At 62.5% G+C, this 17,480-nt stretch carries 17 protein-coding genes; 7 read left to right on the forward strand and 10 right to left on the reverse strand.

Annotation, left to right across the window (positions count from 1 at the left end; all coding sequences use genetic code 11):
- Window positions 1-6 precede the first annotated feature (6 nt).
- The 3 genes from AC07UB_RS01240 to lptG all read right to left on the reverse strand — a co-directional run bounded on the left by AC07UB_RS01240 (window position 7) and on the right by lptG (window position 4,678).
- A complete protein-coding gene (locus tag AC07UB_RS01240; RefSeq protein WP_492789420.1) occupies window positions 7-948 on the reverse strand; it encodes a peptidylprolyl isomerase in 942 nt (313 codons plus the stop codon).
- 161 nt (window positions 949-1,109) lie between these two features.
- The gene (locus AC07UB_RS01245) at window positions 1,110-3,590 is read right to left on the reverse strand and encodes an LPS assembly protein LptD (protein ID WP_492789419.1); all 2,481 of its coding nucleotides are present in this window, start codon (window positions 3,588-3,590) and stop codon (window positions 1,110-1,112) included.
- Window positions 3,590-4,678 (reverse strand): LPS export ABC transporter permease LptG, encoded by a 1,089-nt coding sequence (lptG, locus tag AC07UB_RS01250; RefSeq protein WP_492789418.1) that lies wholly within the window; start codon window positions 4,676-4,678, stop codon window positions 3,590-3,592. The genes AC07UB_RS01245 and lptG overlap by 1 nt, the downstream gene beginning before the upstream one ends.
- 484 nt (window positions 4,679-5,162) lie before the next feature.
- On the opposite strand from lptG, the gene AC07UB_RS01255 reads away from it, so the two are divergent.
- The 3 genes from AC07UB_RS01255 (at window position 5,163) to AC07UB_RS01265 (ending at window position 8,081) form a co-directional block, all read left to right on the forward strand.
- Window positions 5,163-6,665 (forward strand): leucyl aminopeptidase, encoded by a 1,503-nt coding sequence (locus AC07UB_RS01255; protein WP_494652418.1) that lies wholly within the window; start codon window positions 5,163-5,165, stop codon window positions 6,663-6,665.
- Window positions 6,666-6,816: 151 nt separating this feature from the next.
- Entirely contained in the window at window positions 6,817-7,269 is a 453-nt protein-coding gene (locus tag AC07UB_RS01260; protein ID WP_492789416.1) for a DNA polymerase III subunit chi, read from the forward strand.
- Window positions 7,270-7,604: 335 nt separating this feature from the next.
- The gene (locus tag AC07UB_RS01265) at window positions 7,605-8,081 is read left to right on the forward strand and encodes a hypothetical protein (protein ID WP_492792629.1); all 477 of its coding nucleotides are present in this window, start codon (window positions 7,605-7,607) and stop codon (window positions 8,079-8,081) included.
- 25 nt (window positions 8,082-8,106) lie between these two features.
- Here the strand turns inward: AC07UB_RS01265 and AC07UB_RS01270 are convergent, their stop codons facing one another.
- The 4 genes from AC07UB_RS01270 to AC07UB_RS01285 all read right to left on the reverse strand — a co-directional run bounded on the left by AC07UB_RS01270 (window position 8,107) and on the right by AC07UB_RS01285 (window position 11,226).
- Window positions 8,107-9,969 carry an ABC-F family ATP-binding cassette domain-containing protein gene (locus AC07UB_RS01270; protein ID WP_492789415.1) on the reverse strand — a complete coding sequence of 621 codons (1,863 nt, stop codon included), beginning with the start codon at window positions 9,967-9,969 and terminating at the stop codon, window positions 8,107-8,109.
- A gap of 135 nt (window positions 9,970-10,104) precedes the next feature.
- The gene (locus AC07UB_RS01275) at window positions 10,105-10,314 is read right to left on the reverse strand and encodes a hypothetical protein (RefSeq protein ID WP_492789414.1); all 210 of its coding nucleotides are present in this window, start codon (window positions 10,312-10,314) and stop codon (window positions 10,105-10,107) included.
- A 198-nt stretch (window positions 10,315-10,512) separates the two neighbouring features.
- Entirely contained in the window at window positions 10,513-10,761 is a 249-nt protein-coding gene (locus AC07UB_RS01280) for a hypothetical protein (protein WP_492789413.1), read from the reverse strand.
- A 165-nt stretch (window positions 10,762-10,926) separates the two neighbouring features.
- The gene (locus tag AC07UB_RS01285; protein WP_492789412.1) at window positions 10,927-11,226 is read right to left on the reverse strand and encodes a sulfur globule protein precursor; all 300 of its coding nucleotides are present in this window, start codon (window positions 11,224-11,226) and stop codon (window positions 10,927-10,929) included.
- A 319-nt stretch (window positions 11,227-11,545) separates the two neighbouring features.
- Between AC07UB_RS01285 and ndk the strand changes: the two genes are divergently transcribed.
- Entirely contained in the window at window positions 11,546-11,968 is a 423-nt protein-coding gene (gene ndk / locus AC07UB_RS01290) for a nucleoside-diphosphate kinase (RefSeq protein ID WP_492789411.1), read from the forward strand.
- 37 nt (window positions 11,969-12,005) lie between these two features.
- Complete coding sequence (locus AC07UB_RS01295; protein WP_492789410.1) at window positions 12,006-12,848, forward strand: TerC family protein; 843 nt, start codon at window positions 12,006-12,008, stop codon at window positions 12,846-12,848.
- 116 nt (window positions 12,849-12,964) lie between these two features.
- On the opposite strand, the gene AC07UB_RS01300 is transcribed toward AC07UB_RS01295, so the two are convergent.
- From AC07UB_RS01300 to purM, 3 genes are all read right to left on the reverse strand, one after another.
- The gene (locus AC07UB_RS01300) at window positions 12,965-14,023 is read right to left on the reverse strand and encodes an autotransporter outer membrane beta-barrel domain-containing protein (RefSeq protein ID WP_492789409.1); all 1,059 of its coding nucleotides are present in this window, start codon (window positions 14,021-14,023) and stop codon (window positions 12,965-12,967) included.
- Window positions 14,024-14,246: 223 nt separating this feature from the next.
- Entirely contained in the window at window positions 14,247-14,903 is a 657-nt protein-coding gene (gene purN / locus AC07UB_RS01305) for a phosphoribosylglycinamide formyltransferase (protein WP_494652415.1), read from the reverse strand.
- Between the two features lies 1 nt (window position 14,904).
- Window positions 14,905-15,978, reverse strand: a complete 1,074-nt coding sequence (gene purM / locus AC07UB_RS01310) for a phosphoribosylformylglycinamidine cyclo-ligase (protein ID WP_492789407.1) — start codon at window positions 15,976-15,978, stop codon at window positions 14,905-14,907.
- Window positions 15,979-16,149: 171 nt separating this feature from the next.
- Between purM and AC07UB_RS01315 the strand changes: the two genes are divergently transcribed.
- Together AC07UB_RS01315 and AC07UB_RS01320 are read left to right on the forward strand one after the other, a co-directional pair.
- Entirely contained in the window at window positions 16,150-16,695 is a 546-nt protein-coding gene (locus tag AC07UB_RS01315) for a CDP-alcohol phosphatidyltransferase family protein (protein WP_492789406.1), read from the forward strand.
- 55 nt (window positions 16,696-16,750) lie between these two features.
- Complete coding sequence (locus tag AC07UB_RS01320; RefSeq protein WP_494652413.1) at window positions 16,751-17,434, forward strand: P-loop NTPase family protein; 684 nt, start codon at window positions 16,751-16,753, stop codon at window positions 17,432-17,434.
- The last annotated feature ends 46 nt before the right edge of the window (window positions 17,435-17,480 follow it).

Genomic DNA, 17,480 nt, shown 5'->3' on the forward strand with positions numbered 1-17,480 from the left:
TTGCACTCAATTGTTGCGCATTTCGATCATGGCGCCCTTGCGGACCTCTTGCAGGTACGACTTGGACTTGGCTTCGTATTTCTCGCTGGCGATTTTTTCCCGTGCCGCGCGCTTCGCCGGGGTATCGGCTCGGGTCGTCGGCTTGCGGCTGCACAGCGCCACCATCTCAATGCCCTGTTTGGTCACTTCGGGAGGCGTCAACTTGCCGACGGGGGTCTTGTCCAGAAGTTCGCGCAGGTTCGGCGGCAAATCCGCCGAGGTCTTGGTGATCTGGTCGCGGATCGCGCCGTCCCGCATTGCGCGGAACAGCGACTGCGCTTCGTCGCACGATTGGATTCGGCCGCGAAGCGTCTCCGCTTCCTTGCGACGCGATTCGATGACGGACGACGGTGAGCCGCGAGGCACGATTAGAACGATCGGGCGCACGAGATATTCGAAACTTTCAGTCTCGGGCTTGTCGCCGGATGATTCGCCGATTCCGGCGAGTTCCTTTTCGGGTACCAGAAAGCTCGACTGGAACCTGCCGCGCACCAGGCTGTTCCAGGTCATATCGGCCTGGATGCGAAGCTTGAGCGTCTCCGGGCGGATGCCTTTGCTTTCCAGCGTCTTCGTAAGCTGGTCGCTGTTCATGCGCATACGCGAGGCCATGTTTCCAAATGCAGCGTCGACATCGGATGCGGACAGGTTGAGACCGTACTTCTTGGCTTCCTTGATCTTGACCTTGTCGTTGATCAGTTCGTCGAGAGCCTGCTGACGTGAGATGCCTTTTTGTGTCGTCAGCTGCACGAGCTTCATGCGCTGATCGATGTCGGAATTGGTGATGGCCTCGCCGTTCACCATCGCGGCGATGGATTGCGCCATGAGGATGGATCCGAATCCTGATGCCAGAAGGAATGCGGCGGCGAGCAGGGCCGCCCGTGTGGTGCGAAGAAGCAAAGTCGCGGTCATGGTCAAGCCCGTCGTGGCCAGGTTGGAGGTTCCAGAGCGCATACCGTCATATCAATCCCGAGTTTGCGGCAGCAATGCGCGCATCTGATTAATTTTCATCCGCGCAACGCCGGATGACGGAAAAGTGCGCGCATGTTCCGCGCTGCTTCTCTACCGGGGTACTACTGTGACGTGTTGAAAGACGTGCCGCCGATGGTGCGCAGGCCAATCTGCAACATGATCCGGTGATCGGTGACGGGGGTCGTGTTGTTGAACGATGTGTATGCGTAATCCGTGATGTAGTTGGCCGCGATGATGAAGCAGTCGTCCACGTATCCCGCGCCGATGATGTACTGGTTGACCGTTTGATTCGTGATGTCGTAGCGCAATCCGCCCGACACCATCCAGTTCGCAGCGACCTTGATCGAGCCGGTTCCCACGACGCCTTCGCGGCGCGTGAGGAAGCCGAGTTCAGGCTGTGCGTCGTAGTTGCCGTACAGCAGGCTCACCGCGAAGCGGTCGAAATTCGCCCGGCCTTCGAGTTCAAAGCGCCGCACCGCGCCGGAGGCCTCGTCAATGCGGGTGCGGGCGATCACGCTGTAGATCTTGTTCGGTTGATAGGCGATCCGGCCGACATAGTCGGAGCGCGCAGTCTCCAGGCCGCTGGCGATACCGGTGTTGGTCAGATCCTGCACGGCGAACGAGTTCAGGCCGAACAACTGGTAGGACTGTCCGAACAGCACGTTGACGAAACCGCCGCGGTCGAATTGCGTGGTCGCCTGAACGCCGACATTGGCGCGGCCGCCGCCTTCAACGCGATCCCAGCCCGAGAACTTGTCGACACTGAACAGATTGCTGTCGTCGAACGTGAAGCTCTGCGCGTCCTCATTGGGAAGGCGGCCTGCATTCGATTCGTTGGGACGGATGATCAACTGGCCGATCGGCTCGATTGTCGTCGTGCCCCATGGCTGCACGTTGATGAAGGGATAGCGATACTCAAGCCCGACGGTCGGCATCAGGCGCAGGTTCTGTACCGAGCCGGTTCCGAGATAGTTGGCGACACCCGGCTGGTTGTAGATGTCGGCGGTGATGACGTCCGCGCGCATCGACGCGAACGGGGTGAAAATCTGGCCGATCGGATCGGTGAACGACCGCCGCCAGGACACCTCGCCGGACAGCCGCGTGTAGTCGCCCGCGATGCCGCGCAGCAGGCAGTTGGCCGGCGTTTTGAAGCGCGGGTCGGCCGACGTCGGCAGGCACCATCCGTTGGTCTGCGCAATCGTCGTGATCGGATCGAACGAGGCGGTGTCGCGGCTGAGGCTGGTGAAATTCGCCTTGTAGCTGAATTCGCCGCCGAGGATGTTGCGGTTGAGGACGTTCGAATAATCGACGACAGGATGGACGATAGGAATCTGGCTCTGCACGTCCGCGGCGGCGTAGCCGAGGAAATGCATGATGCGCGCGTCGAAGTAGCTGCGGTTGCCGACGCCGGTCAGATAAATCTGCGAGAGGCCCGTATCCGGTACCAGAAGGAATGAACTCAGCGCATTCCGGTAAGGACCGAGATTGTAGTCGTAGAAGAACGCCTTGTCGGAAACGGCGACGGCGTCCCAGCCCCAGACCCATTTGTCGTTCAGCGCGAACTGACCCTTGGTGTCGATGCCGCCGCGGAATTCGCGATCGCCCGGCTGGCCTGCGAATGGAGCCTGGTCGTCCTGCCTGATGCCATAGGCGCGGATTTCGTAGGCGCCGTTGATCAGGCGCTGACGGAACTCGCCCTGCATCAGCAGGCCCTGGCGGGTCGTGTAGCGCGGCGTCAACGTCAGATCGTAGTCCGGAGCCAGCGCGAAGTAGTACGGCACTTCGACGCTGACACCGTAACGCGTGGTCTGCGAGTAGCTTGGAATCAGGAAGCCGCTCTTGCGCTTGACCGACGGATCGGGCGTCGAGAAGTAGGGCAGGAACGCAATCGGCTGACCGAAGAACTCGAGGCGCGCATCCTCGAAGTACAGCATCTTCTCGGTCTGGTTGTGAATGATGCGTGCGCCCTTGACCTGCCACAGCGGCGGCTTCTTCGGGTTGTCCTTACAGGCCGCGCAAGCCGTGTAGACGCCGTTCTGGAAAACCGTGATGTCGCCGCCGGTGCGATCGGCGCGCGTCGCGGCCATGCGGGTCTGGTCGGCCGTGTCCAGCCGCAGCGAATCGACGAAGCCGTCGCGATAGTCGTCGGACAGATCGAGCAGGTTGGCGTAGGTCACCCTGCCGCCGGCGTCGGTCAGCCGGACATTGCCTTCGGCATGAAGACGTTTCGTCTTCTGGTCGTAAGTGACCTTGTCGGCCTCGAGTGTCGATCCGTTGTAGTAGATCTGAACGCCGCCGACCGCCGCGACGCGGGAGTTGTTGTAGTCGTAATTGACCTCCGCCGCCTGCACGAGCATCTGCCCGTCATTGGCCTGGTTGACCGGTTTCGGCCGGGGCGTTGCGGGAGGGCGCGGATTGTACGTGTAGGTCTGCTGCGCAGTTGCCGGGGTGGCCGTGATCCCGCCGATTCCGGCCGCCAGGAAGAGGCCCAGAACAGCAGACATGAGGGGGCTTTGACGGCGCAAGCGAGTGCGCCGCCTGAACGCAGGCGTCCGTCCTTGGAGGGCGGCGACAACGGCCACTACCCGTCCTCCTGGTACAGCAAGGCCAAAAATCCCGAGAGGCCGCCCACGCATACGGGTAGCCACGCGGCAGCGAGCGGATGCATCAACTCGGCCTTACTTAAATCCTCAGTTACTTTCGACAGGACATAGAGCAGAAACCCTGCTGCAACGCCACTTAAAACCATCTTTTGCACGCCGCCGAAACGGAAGAACCGGAGGCTTACGGCGGCCGCGAGCAGCACCATTGCGGCCAGTAAAAATGGGCGCGCGATGAGCTTCTGATACTGGAGCCGGTATCCGGCTGTGGCCTGTCCGGAGTTCTCCGACGACTTGATGTAATCCGGCAGTTGCCAAAATGACACAGTTTCGGGGGTGGAGAAGCTGTTCCGGACCTGAGCCAGGGTGAGAGTCGTGCTCAGGGCGAGGGTGTCCTGTTCAATGGGCGGGTTGTCGAGTGTGTAGCGCCGCACCCCCGTGAATACCCAACGGCCCGGTTCGAGGACGGCTTCCTTGGCCTCGATTCGCTCCTTGAAAGCACCCGACGGGTCGTACCGGAACACGGTCATGCCGGAGAGGAGAGCGCCCTGAGCCTGACTTCGGGCGGCGTTGATGACGCTCTGTCCTTCGCTGGTCGACTGGTTGATCCAGAAGCCGGCACCCTCCGGATTATTTTGCGCCCGGTCGGTGAATATCCTGGTCTCCATCCCCTTGGCGCGTTCGAGCATCTCCGCCGACATCGGATTGTAGAGCACCGTGGCAAACAATCCGAGAGCGAGAGCGCTGAGCAGTGCGGGGGTCGTGAATTGCCAGGCGGAAATACCGGAGGCCCGCGCGACCACCAGTTCAAGCCGCCGCGACAGCGCCAGGAACGAGATCATCGCGCCGATCAGGATGCAGAACGGCATCAGCTTCTCGAGCGACAGCGGCACGCGAAACAGCGCCGTCTGCGCGACGAACAATCCGGACACGTTGGGAAGTCCGCCGGCGCGGCGCATCAGTTCAATGTAGTCGACGGTGATCACCAGCACGAAGATCGCAGCGAACGTCGCGATCGATGCGATCACGAAACGGGCGGCGAAATAGCGTGCGAGAATTGTCGTCACCATGCGCGTGATCGCCTCATGCCGACGCCGGCCGCCGGGCGAGCCGTGCGGTCGAAAAAAAACAGGCGGACGACCGGGTGGTCGTCCGGAAAGCGGCGGTGTCGATCGACCCCATCAGGCAGCAGTATCCCCAACTCCAGCCGGTTTAGGCCGCGCGCCCAGACCTTATTGCAAGGTCCCCCATGGGCGCCGGCCCCGATATTCCCGGCACATTTTTATTTCATAGCATCCCTTTGATCGGTCAACAAAATGGCCGACCTGAGGCTGAGCGTAGAGCACGGTTAATAAAACGTTTGACGTGGCTTTCCGGCCACGCGGCCACAGCCGAATCCGGTCGCCTTGCGGACATGCTTCCCGCGCGCCCAGCGCGCTTGGCAGCACGCTCAGGAAAGCGTCATAGTGCGCCCGTCTCATTCTTCGAATCCGGATTCCCGCTGGATTCTGTCCCTTAAGCTGCGCAAGCCGCGATTATCTGGAGGATTTGCTTATGACCGACGCCGTGAAGGTCGGCTTCGTACCGTTTTCCGCTGCCCCACGCGGCGTTCTGGTGGTTTTTTGCGACGACACGCTGAAATTCGGCCCGGCGACAAACAAGGCGTTGGGGGCTACCGCGAATGCCGTCAAACGCGCCGCGTCCGCGAACCAGTTCAAGGGAAAAAGCGGCGCGACGCTGGACATTCTGGCGCCCGAGGGGCTGAAAGCCGGGCGTCTGATCGTTGTCGGTGCAGGTAAGGTGGCTTCGCTCAAGGATGGCGATTTCATCAAGTTCGGCGGCAAGACTGCCGCCAAGATCACCGCCGGCACCGAAGCCGTTACGATTCTCGCCGAGCTTCCATCGGGTGCGATGAAAGCATCGCAGGCCGCGGCGATTGCGTCGGGTGTCCGCCTGCGGGCCTATCGATTCGATCGCTACAAGACGACGAAGAAGGACGGCGACAATGCGCCGCTGCGCGCGCAATTCTCTGTCGCGGTCGCCGACGTCGCCGCAGCCCGCAAGGCATTCGCGCCTGAGAATCACATCGTGGACGGCGTGCTGATCGCGCGCGAACTGGTCAACGAACCGCCGAACGTGCTTTTCCCGGCGGAGTTCGCGCGGCGCGCGAGCCAGTTGCGCAGGCTCGGCGTGAAGGTCGACGTTCTCGACGTCAAGGCGATGACCAAACTGAAGATGGGCGCGCTGCTCGGCGTCTCGCAAGGCTCCGAACATGACGGCCGCACCGTCATCATGCGCTGGAACGGCGGCAAGCCCGGCGAACAGCCGATTGCCTTTGTCGGCAAGGGCGTTTGCTTCGACACCGGCGGTATCTCGATCAAGCCGGCCGGCAGCATGGAAGACATGAAGGGCGATATGGGCGGCGCTGCCTGCGTTGTCGGCCTGATGCATGCGCTCGCCGCGCGCAAGGCCAAGGTCAATGTCGTCGGCGCGATCGGCCTGGTTGAAAACATGCCGGACGGCAACGCACAGCGCCCCGGCGACATCGTGACATCAATGTCGGGCCAGACCATCGAGATCATCAACACCGACGCCGAAGGCCGGCTCGTTCTCGCCGACGTGCTCTGGTACGTCGCGAAGAAGCACAAGCCGAAGTTCATGGTCGACCTCGCAACGCTCACGGGCGCGATCATGGTCGCGCTTGGCGTTGATTATGCGGGGATGTTCTCGAACGACGACAAGCTCGCGGAGCGCCTGACCGCCGCAGGGCAGGCGACCGGCGAACGTGTGTGGCGGATGCCGCTCGGGCCCGAATACGACAAGCAGATCGATTCGCAATTCGCGGACATGAAGAACACCGGCACCCGCAACGGCGGCTCGATCACCGCGGCGCAGTTTCTGCAACGCTTCGTTGACGGGACGCCGTGGGCGCATCTCGACATTGCCGGCACCGCGATGGGGGTTCCCGCATCGGACCTCAATCGCAGCTGGGGATCGGGCTACGGCGTGCGGCTGCTGAATCAGCTGGTCGCCGACAATTACGAGGCGAGAAAATAGACCTGCGGAATCGTCATCCTGAGGCGCGAGCACTTGCGAGCCTCGAAGGATGACGCGACAAACGCGTGAGCCGCCGCCCTTCGAGGCTTGGCGGCTCCGCCGCCGCGCACCTCAGGGTGACGGCAGGCCAGTTGAAAGATTCAGGCACGCGATGACCGAAGTCCTGTTCTATCATTTGCAAGACACGACGCTTGAGAAAGTGTTGCCGTCGTTGCTCGAGAAATCTCTCGAGCGCGGGTGGCGTGTCGCGGTGCAGACCGGTTCGGAAGAGCGCGCGGAAACGCTCGACGCGCATCTGTGGACGTATCGCGAGGATTCGTTTTTGCCGCATGGAACGTGGCGTGACAGTGACGCCATGAACCAGCCGATCGTGCTGACCGTGGACGACGGCAATCCCAACAACGCCAATGTCAGGTTCGTCGTCGATACCGCGGGTCTGCCCAAGGATTGCGCAACCTATGACCGGGTGGTGATGGTCTTCAACGGAGACGACGAAGAAGCACTCGGCGCGGCGCGTGCCGCTTGGTCCGACGGCAAGTCGCGCGGACTGGATCTGACCTACTGGCAGACCGACGAACGCGGCAAGTGGCAGAAGCGCGCCTGAACGCACGAACGCGAGACTGGAATCGCTCTCATCTGACGGATCGCCGCGCGTCACTCCGTCATTAACAATACAGTCTTTTTTCGTTGACCTGACCGGCAGTTAGCCACCATGGTGCCGCAAAGGGGTGGTGCAAGGCACATGTGCGCGGCGGCAAGCGGGATGTTCCATCATCGCGGCTGAAACCGCGCAAATGATTGTTTAGGCATTTGTTTTAGAACATCACCTGGTTTCAGAAAGCGCATGATTGGCGCTGAGTTAGTGTGAGAACGAATTTGGACCTCCCGCGTAAAACCATTCCTGCAAGACAGTTGGTGGCCCTCTTAATTGTGGCGCCGATGGTCGCTGGCTGCGGCGGGCTGTCCGATTTCTCGCTCAAGGATCAGCAATGGTTCGCGCGGCCGGGCCGGATTTTCAAAGGCGGCAACACCACCATCGAAACGCCTCCGCTGAGTGCGTCGAAAGACGTCACGCCGAACGATCTCATCAGTTCCGATGGCCAATGTCCGGGAATGCCTGCGCAGAGCGCGCCGGCCGATGCCAACGCATCGACCGACGGACAACCGGTTCAAGTCGCAGCGCCGGTCGCGCTCGGTCATACCGAATGCGATGTCGCGCGCGCGATTCCGGCAGCGCCCGATAATGTGAACCTGTCGAACAATACGCGCGGCGATCGCGTCGCTGTCATCACCTGGACGCACGGACCGCGGCCAGGCGCTTATACCTTCACGTCGGGACGGTTGACCTCGATCGAGCGCGTCGCTGCGCCGGAACCCGAGAAGCCCGTGCGCGGCGCGAAGAAGCGGCGCTCGTAAGCTCGCTTTCAGTTTTCAAAGAAAATCAGCCCGCCGTCTCTTCGTAAGACGAACTTGCCGCCAGCCACTCGTCTTCGGCGCGCTGCAGCGCGTCCGCGGCGCTTGCCCGCGCCTTGGTGAGCTGCGTGGCCTGTTTGGGATCGCGCTTGAACAGATCCGGCAACGCCAGCGCGGCGTCGATCTTTTCGATGATGCCGCTGATCCGCGCGATTTCGTTTTCGGCATTCGAGATTTTCTGCTTGAGCGGCACGCGCTTCTCGGGCTTGGCCCGGGGCGCTTTCTCCCGATCGCTGCCACGGTCACGGCTTGAGGCGCGCATCCCGCGCGCGGTCAGCACCGAGCGGCGGTAATCGTCGAGATCCCCGTCGTAAGGCGTGACCTTGCGGTCGGCCACCACCCACAACTGATCGGCGCAGGACTCGATCAGATAACGATCATGCGAGACCATGATGATGGCGCCGGGAAACTCGTTGATCGCTTCGGCCAGCGCGGCGCGGCTGTCGATGTCCAGATGGTTGGTCGGCTCGTCGAGGATGATCATGTTGGGGCCGTAGAACGTCGCGAGCCCGAGCAGCAGCCGCGCCTTCTCGCCGCCGGACAACGAACTGACCTTGGTGTCGCCGGCCTTGCCGGAAAACCCGATCGCGCCGACGCGCGCGCGCACCTTGGTTTCCGGCGCGTCAGGCATCAGCCGACGCAGATGGTCGTAGGACGAGCCGTCGAGATCGAGTTCGTCGGTCTGGTGCTGAGCGAAGTAACCGACCGACAGGCTGGCCGCGCGGATGACCTTGCCGGAGAACTGCGGCAGTTTGCCCGCGAGCAGTTTCACCAGCGTCGACTTGCCGTTGCCGTTGGAGCCGAGCAGCGCGATGCGGTCGTCGTTGTCGACGCGCAGCGTGACATGATTGAGCACGGGCTTTGCCGGATCGTAACCGACCGACACGTCGTCCACGGCGATGATCGGCGGCGAAAGAAGTTTCTCAGGCGTCGGGAACGTGATCTCGCGGACGTCCTGCGTGACGAGCGCCGTGACCGGCTTCATCCGTTCGAGCATCTTGACGCGCGACTGCGCCTGCTTGGCCTTGGAGGCCTTCGCCTTGAAGCGATCGACGAATGCCTGCAGCCGCTTGCGCTCATCGGTTTGGCGCTTGGCATGTTTGGCGTCGAGCATCTCGCGCGTGGCGCGCTGCTCCTCGAATGACGAATAGGTCCCTTTGTAGAGCGTGAGCTTGCCGCGATCGAGATGCAGGATCTGATCGACCGAGGTATCGAGCAGGTCGCGGTCATGGCTGATGACGATCACGGTGCGCGGATAATTCGCGAGATGGTCTTCGAGCCAGAGCGTGCCTTCGAGATCGAGATAGTTGGTCGGCTCGTCCAGCAGCAGCAGGTCGGGGGCAGCGAACAATGTTGCCGCCAGTGCCACGCGCATGCGCCAGCCGCCGGAAAATTCCGAGCAGGATCGCGCCTGATCGGTGGTGGAAAATCCAAGACCTGAGAGAATGGCGGCGGCGCGGGCAGGGGCTGAATGGGCGTCGATGTCCACGAGCCGCGTCTGGATGTCGGCGATGCGGTGCGGATCGTGCGCGGTGTCTGCTTCCCGCAACAACGCATCGCGCTCGAGATCGGCCTTCAGCACCACGTCGATCAGGCTCTCGGGGCCGTCTGGCGCTTCCTGCGCGAGGCTGCCGACGCGCCAGCGCGGAGGAATCGAGATCGAACCGGTTTCCGTGGGCAATTCGCCGCGAATGGCATGAAACAACGTCGATTTGCCGACGCCGTTGCGGCCGACGAAACCGACGCGTGCGCCGGGCACGATTTGCACCGTGCTGTGGTCGATCAAAAGGCGTCCGGCGATTCGGACTGATATTTCATTCAGGGAGAGCATGGCGGGCTTTTACGAGACAGGCCGCCGAACGCAACAGCTTTGTCGGGTCGATTTATGACGGTGGCGGCCGTTTTGGCGGCCACCGATCAGGTTTTCGCACGCATTCGCGCGGGCATTGTCACCCGCGGAACGGACTCAATGGGTTTCCGGGGACATCTCGGGGACCAGCGATGGCGCCCGTTCACGATCGAGTTCCGGAAGACGTGCGATGAGCGTACGCAGGCGTTGCGACATGTCGGGTTGCTCGCGCAACGCGTCGCGCAGCTTCTCGCCGATACCTTGCCACACGGCTTCACTGTGAATGTGGTCGAGACGGACATCGGGAGCGTTTAGACGGCTCGGCATGGCCAACTCCAAAATTCATTTCAACTTCTATTCAATATCACGGGACCAATGCGATGGAGCGCCGTTCGTTCATGTGTTTCGTATGCATGGTTTGGAATCGGTAAACATTTATGTTTCTGGAACCGGGAACTCCGGTCAAAAAAATCCCCCGAGCAGGTTGCTGCCGGGGGATCCGAAGTCTGGGAGGATGAGATCGGGTCAGAAGCAGACGTTCACGACGCGGTAGCGGAGACCGTAAGGGGTCTCGACGAGCCGCTTCACATAGCAGCCGCCGTAGCCGCCACCGTAACCGCCGGCGAAGTAGCCATAGCCGCCACCCCAGTGGCCGTGGAACCCGTGATGATGGTGATGATGCTTCCAGCCTTTCGCCGAAGCGGCGGTGGGCATCATGGCAGCGGTGGACAGAGCGGCGATCGCGGCCAGTCCAAGAACGAGTTTGCGCAACATGACAAGTCTCCTTGAGTTTGGCGCGGGGCGCCTGTGGTGTCCCTGCTTGTCTGTCGGCGGGCCGCTGAAACCGGTTCGAGACGGTTCACGCTGAGAGGTGCGACAAAAAAGACCGGCCGCTTTGGGCGGCCGGTCTGTCGTCATGGAATCGGATTGTTTCGCGGACTAGCAGCGGTTCACCAGCCGGTAGCGATAGCCGTAAGGCGTCGCTACGAGACGGCGCACGGTGCAGCTGCCGTAAGCGCCATAATAGGCGGGCCGGCCATAACCGTAATAACGTCCGCCGCCCCAACCGCGGTGACCGTAACCACCACCGTAGCCGCCATGGCCGCCGTGCCAACCGCCGCCACCGCCGCCCAGGACGCCGACACTTTTCCACTCCCGAGCCGAAGCATCGGTCGAGCTGAGTGCGGCTGTGCCGAGCGCGGCGACTGCGGCGCATGCAAGAGCGAGTTTACGCAACATGCTGTTCTCCTTTTTGGATTTGATTTCGAGACCCGAGTGACAACGCCCGGACCTCCCGGAAGGTTCAATTGCGTGACCCTGACCGGATCGATGTTCCCATCCTGCACCCGCAACTCTGAACAGGGTCCTGACAGATCGCTCACAAGGCATTCATGTCGATGACATCGCGGTAAGGTTTGGCGCCGCGCCAGAGCGGAGGTATCAGAGGCGGGGTGCCGTCAACCCGGCCTCGCTGGTGGTATACCAGCTTGCCGTGGCACCACCGCGCCGTTATAAGCGCGACAATCTTCCCAACACACTTGCTTCAAGGACAGTACCAATGGCGATTGAGCGCACCTTTTCGATCATCAAACCCGACGCGACCGCGCGCAATCTGACCGGCGCCATCAACGCCATCATTGAAAAGGCCGGACTGCGGATCGTTGCGCAGAAGCGCATTCTCATGACCCGCGCCCAGGCCGAGACCTTCTACGCCGTTCACAAGGCGCGTCCGTTTTTCGGTGAACTCGTCGACTTCATGGTTTCCGGACCGGTCGTGGTCCAGGTTCTCGAAGGCGAGAACGCGGTGCTAAAGCATCGCGACGTGATGGGCGCGACCGATCCGTCGAAGGCCGCTGAAGGCACGATCCGCAAGGCGCACGCCAAGTCGATCGGCGAAAATTCGGTCCACGGTTCGGACGCGGCGGAGACCGCGGCAATCGAGATCGCGCAGTTCTTCGCCGGCAACGAGATCGTCGGTTAATCCATAAAAAATTGTAACGGGGCGGGGGCCATTTATCGTGAACTGGATAGCGCAGATATTCGATCCCGCCGCCCTTGGCGGTCTTATCACTCAGTTCGAAGCTGAGATTCAGCAGCCCCAGTTCTGGGTCGCGCTGACCAAGATCATCTGGATCAATGTCCTGCTGTCTGGCGACAACGCGCTGGTGATCGCGCTGGCGTGCCGCGGGCTGCAGCCCAAGCAGCGCGTCTGGGGCATGGTGTTCGGTGCAGGCGTCGCGGTTTTGTTGCGCGTCATCTTCACCTTCATCGTCGTGACGCTGATGACGATCCCGTTCCTCAAGCTGATCGGCGGGCTCGCGTTGATCTGGATCGCGGCGAAGCTTCTCGTTCCTGAAAAAGAAGACGAGGAGGGCGTGCAGGCCGCTGCTCACCTGTGGGCCGCGGTGCGCATCGTCGCCATCGCCGACATCATCATGAGCCTCGACAACGTCATCGCGGTGGCCGCAGCCGCCAACGGCAGCGTCGTGCTGATCATCCTCGGTCTGGCTATCAGCATTCCGATGATCGTGGCGGGCGCCGCCCTGATCATGGCCCTGCTGGATCGTCTGCCGGCGCTGGTCTGGTTCGGCGCCGCCTTGCTCGGATGGATCGCTGGCGAGGTGATCGCCACCGATCCGGCCGTCGCACCCTGGCTGCATCGCGTGCTGGACGGCCATATCGCGCTCGATGTCGATACCACGTCGACGATGTTCGGCTTCGCCAAGCATCTCAAGTTCGGCGGCGAGGTCGGCGAAATATCGCTGGCACTGCTCGGCGTCGTTGTCGTGCTGACGATAGGCTCGATGTGGCGGCGTCGCGCATTGCGTGAGCAGCACGCCGAGGTCTCAGCGGCGGCGTAAAGCGTTATACGCAAACTGATGTCGTCCCGGCTTTCGCCGGGACGAACACGTGCATCGGCCGCGTGTATCTGAATTTTCTCGTCGCAATCACTTCCCGCGATGACGCGGAAGCCAGCTCACCACTTCAGCTCGACGCCAAGCGTGCCCTGGTGCGATTCGAAGCCGTCGCGGAACCTGCCGTCGTAGTTGGCATAGAACCTGACCGCGTTGCTGTAGATATAGGACGCAGCCGCGCCGGCGTCGGCGCCGTTCCGGCTTTCGCGAATGCCCTGCACGGTGATGGCGTTGTTGTTCACGAGGCTGACCTGCACCGAGCCGACGTTCTGGGAGAAGTTGTCCACGAACTTGCCGTAGGCCGATACGTCGAACGCCTGCTGGCCGATGATCCAGTAGTGGCCGACCTCGGCCCCCGCCAGCACACGCGCGCGCTCGCCGTGCGCCTCTGCGACGCTCACCGGCTGCAAGCCGCCGACCTCGCTGAAACGGTCGGTGCGCGCCGAAACGTATTCAAGCGCGACCTTGGGCACGATGCGGCTCTGACCGAAGGAATAGTTGTAGTTCAGTTCGCCGAGCACGCCGTCGATGCTGCCGCGGTAATTGGCGAGGGCGCCTCCAAGCGGCGTTGCCCGGATTGAACTGATACGGGCAAAGCCATGCACGGCCGCTGCCGCCACAGTCCAAGGGCCGTTGGTGTAGGACGCGTTGACGCCGATCTGGGTCATGCCCAGCGAGGCGCTTTGCAGCGCGATCGGAACATCGATTTGCGTGCGGCTCTCGTCGGCGGAGAAGCCGACATTCAGGCCGGGCGCGACGGTTGCGCCTATGCCGCCGACAACGCCGAGCGCCTTGCGCCGGTCGCCGACGAATGTTCCCTGCGCGGCGGTGTGCGCGCTGAGGCCGTAGCCTTCGGCCCAGGTCCGGTACAGCGGTTCGGCAGTGCTTTGCGACGCGCCACCGCCGCCGGAATTATCGCGCGCGGCGAATCCGTAAGTGGCCTCGCGGCCGAGGCGTTGCAGGAAGCTGCTGCCGATGTCGAACTGGGCGGCGTGGGCGGCGAAATGAGAATTGTTGTCGGTGGCGTCGGGAAAGACGGGAGGCGGGACGAACTGCGCGTTGGCGTTCGAGGCTGCGCAAATAACGCCGGCCGCGGGCATTATCGCGAGCAGCAATTTCATTCGGCTCAGGCTCGTTCGCGCCGCTGAAATTGTCATGACAACCGGAACTCGAAATGGATTTGCTGCAATGGCGTCCAGCGATTTGCCCTGAATCCACTGCTTGCGTCAATGTTTCGGGGCGGATCGGGTGGGCCATAGCCGTCCTCTGTGGTGGCGTGGCCACAGAGGACGGGAGGCCTGACCGGGCTTCGCGGCAACGAAGCAGATGCTATGTCGGTCGCGTCTAGATAACCGCCGGCGAAATCAGCGTGTCATCTGGGCTACCGTTCGCGTCGGTCTTGCACACGCCGTTCTCCAGCCGTGTGCCGCCGCTTGCGACCAGGCGCAGCGCATCCGGATAGATCTGATGCTCGACGCCGAGTACGCGTTTAGCCAGCGTGTCGGGTGTGTCATCTCCGAGCACGGCGACCGCGCCCTGCATCACGATGGGGCCGGAATCCATTTCCGGCACCACGAAATGCACCGTCGCGCCGTGAATCTTGACGCCATCCGCAAGCGCGCGCTCGTGGGTATCCAGTCCCTTGTACGACGGCAGCAGGGCCGGGTGGATGTTCAGCATCCGGCCGTCCCACTGTTTGACGAACCATGGTGTCAGCAACCGGAGAAACCCGGCGAGACACACCAGATCGACGTTGTGCTTGAGAAGGGTATCCTGCAACGCGCGCTCGAACGCTTCGCGATCCTTGCCGAATAGCTTGCTCTCGATGGTCGCGGTTTCGATCCCGGCACCGGAGGCCTTGGCGAGGCCGCCCGCGCCCGCGATGTTCGACACCACGAGGATAATCTCGGCGGGGAAGTCCTGCGCTTTGGCCACGTCGATCAGCGCGGTCATGTTCGATCCGCGCCCCGAGATCAGAATGGCGACGCGGCGTTTTGCCATCTCAGTCCGCCAGATCGAGGTGGCCGTCATAAATGACGCGCTCGTCGCCTGATGCCTCGACGACTTCGCCGAGATCGACGACGCGCTCGCCGGCACCTGCGAAAATCTCCATCACCTCGACAAGCTGCTCGCGCTTGACGATCGCGATCATGCCGATGCCGCAGTTGAAGGTGCGCAGAAGTTCGAGTTCGGCGATGTTGCCTTCCGCCGCCAGCCACTTGAACACCGGCAACACTGGAACGGCAGTCAGATCGATGCGGACGCCGAGATGCTTCGGCAATACGCGGGGAATGTTGTCGGTGAAGCCGCCGCCGGTGATGTGCGCGAGGCCCTTGACCGCGCCGGTCTGGCGGATCGCCGCGAGACAGGATTTCACATAGAGCTTCGTCGGGGCGAGCAGCGCGCCGCCGAGCGTCATCACGGGCGCAAACGGCGCGGGCGCGTCGAATGTCACGCCGGATTTCTCGACCACCTTGCGCACCAGCGAGAAGCCGTTGGAATGGACGCCCGAGGAGGCGAGGCCAATCACCGCGTCGCCCGGGCCGATGTCCTTGTGCGGCAGCAGTGTGCCGCGCTCGGCTGCGCCTACCGCGAAGCCCGCGAGGTCATAGTCGCCGTCCTTGTAGAGGCCGGGCATTTCGGCAGTCTCGCCGCCGATCAGCGCGCAGCCGGATTCGCGGCAGCCTTCCGCGACGCCGGCCACGATCGAGGCGGTGGCCTCGGGGTCGAGCTTGCCGCAGGCAAAGTAATCCAGAAAGAACAGCGGTTCCGCGCCCTGGACCACGAGATCGTTGACCGACATCGCCACGAGGTCGATGCCGATGCCGCCGTGGATTCCGGTCTCGATGGCAATCTTGACCTTGGTGCCGACGCCGTCGGTGGCGGCGACCAGAACGGGATCCTTGAAGCCCGCGGCCTTGAGGTCGAACAGGCCGCCGAATCCGCCGATTTCAGCGTCGGCGCCCGCCCGCGCGGTGGCGCGCACCAGCGGCTTGATGAGGTCCACCAGACGGTTTCCGGCGTCGATATCGACGCCGGCGGACGAATAGGTCAGGCCGGATTTTTGATCGGTCATGCCAAGTTTCCGAGAGTATGCCGGTGGTTACGTCGGATTTTGCGCTGGCGCAATGGCTGGCGGGGCGGCTGTGCATAGCTATGTAGAACGTTCGGGCACTGGGCCGCAGTCCCGTGTCCTAGGCAAGGTCGCACCGGGCCGCTACAACAATGGGGAGCCGGGAAAAGTCGCGTGAATCTGCCGAACATCATTACTTTGGGCCGCATCCTGCTGGTGCCGGTCATCGTCTGGGCCATCGCGTCGAACCAGATGACCATCGCCTTCGTCATCTTTGTGGTGGCGGGGGTCAGCGACGCCATCGACGGCTTTCTGGCCAAGCGGTTCAACATGACCACCGAGATCGGGGCGCTGCTCGATCCCGTCGCCGACAAGGCGCTGCTGGTCTCGATCTATGTCACGCTCGGAATCTCCGGCGATATCCCGCGCTGGCTTGTCATCCTGGTGGTGTCGCGCGATTTCATGATCGTGGGCGCCGTGATTGTCTCGTGGATTCTCGACAATCCGGTTCCGATGAAGCCACTGATGGTGTCCAAGCTCAACACCGTGGCGCAGGTGTCGTTCGCAGCGCTGGTGCTGGCCTCGCTCGGCTTCCAGTTCAATGCGTCGCCCTACGAGATCATTCTGGCGGGTTGCGTGACGGTCTTGACGCTGCTTTCGGTGTCCTTCTATCTCGTGGAATGGGCACGGCACATGAGCGCGACCGCGCCGATACCGTGATACACTTCAAAAGCAGCATGTTGCGTAGACCGGGTGGTTCGGTCAGGAGTCTTGCTTGGTAGCGCGCGTTCGCCCCCGTCAGTTGGCCTTTGCGTTGCCGCACGCGGAAAGCCTGACGCGCGACAACTTCATGGAAGGCTCCGCCAACGCGCAGGCGCTGGCGCTGATCGATGCGTGGCCGGACTGGCCGAACCGCGTCATGATGCTGGTCGGCCCAGAGGGCTGCGGCAAAAGTCATCTCGCATCGATCTGGGCGGCGGAGGCAGGCGCGCGCTCGGTCGCAGCGCATACGCTGACGCCAGACAACGTGCCGGACGAACTCGCCACCGGCGCGCTGGTCGTCGATGATCTTGACCCGGCGTCGTTCGATGAGCGCGCGCTGTTTCATTTATTGAATCTCGCACGCGAAGACGAGGCCTATGTCCTGCTGACGGGACGGACGTTGCCGTCCTTGTTCCCGGTGGACCTGCGCGACCTGCGCTCGCGTCTGCGCGCGGTGTCGGTGGTGACGCTGACGCCGCCGGACGACCAGTTGTTTCGGGCGCTGATCGTCAAATTCTGCACCGACCGCCAGATGAGCGTGGACGACAGCATCGTGAGCTACCTCGCAACCCGGATCGAGCGTTCTTTCGCTGCGGCGCGGCACGCGGTCGAATTGCTGGACAGCGAGGCGCTGCGGCAGCGCCGGCCGGTGACGCGGGCGCTGGCTGCGGAAATCCTCAAGGACACTGCGGCCTGATCGCGCAGGGACTTGGTCATTAACCTGTCCTGGCCCATCATGTCAT

Source organism: Afipia sp. GW821-FHT04G03 (assembly GCF_059419985.1).

Coding starts and splice junctions, on each gene's coding strand:
- AC07UB_RS01280 (WP_492789413.1), bottom strand. CDS start 10,761: ATGTTGCGCAAACTCGTTCTTGGACTGGCCGCGATCGCCGCTCTGTCC.
- AC07UB_RS01255 (WP_494652418.1), top strand. CDS start 5,163: ATGACCGACGCCGTGAAGGTCGGCTTCGTACCGTTTTCCGCTGCCCCA.
- AC07UB_RS01275 (WP_492789414.1), bottom strand. CDS start 10,314: ATGCCGAGCCGTCTAAACGCTCCCGATGTCCGTCTCGACCACATTCAC.
- AC07UB_RS01270 (WP_492789415.1), bottom strand. CDS start 9,969: ATGCTCTCCCTGAATGAAATATCAGTCCGAATCGCCGGACGCCTTTTG.
- AC07UB_RS01265 (WP_492792629.1), top strand. CDS start 7,605: ATGGTCGCTGGCTGCGGCGGGCTGTCCGATTTCTCGCTCAAGGATCAG.
- AC07UB_RS01260 (WP_492789416.1), top strand. CDS start 6,817: ATGACCGAAGTCCTGTTCTATCATTTGCAAGACACGACGCTTGAGAAA.
- AC07UB_RS01240 (WP_492789420.1), bottom strand. CDS start 948: ATGACCGCGACTTTGCTTCTTCGCACCACACGGGCGGCCCTGCTCGCC.
- ndk (WP_492789411.1), top strand. CDS start 11,546: ATGGCGATTGAGCGCACCTTTTCGATCATCAAACCCGACGCGACCGCG.
- purN (WP_494652415.1), bottom strand. CDS start 14,903: ATGGCAAAACGCCGCGTCGCCATTCTGATCTCGGGGCGCGGATCGAAC.
- lptG (WP_492789418.1), bottom strand. CDS start 4,678: ATGGTGACGACAATTCTCGCACGCTATTTCGCCGCCCGTTTCGTGATC.
- AC07UB_RS01300 (WP_492789409.1), bottom strand. CDS start 14,023: ATGAAATTGCTGCTCGCGATAATGCCCGCGGCCGGCGTTATTTGCGCA.
- AC07UB_RS01285 (WP_492789412.1), bottom strand. CDS start 11,226: ATGTTGCGTAAACTCGCTCTTGCATGCGCCGCAGTCGCCGCGCTCGGC.
- purM (WP_492789407.1), bottom strand. CDS start 15,978: ATGACCGATCAAAAATCCGGCCTGACCTATTCGTCCGCCGGCGTCGAT.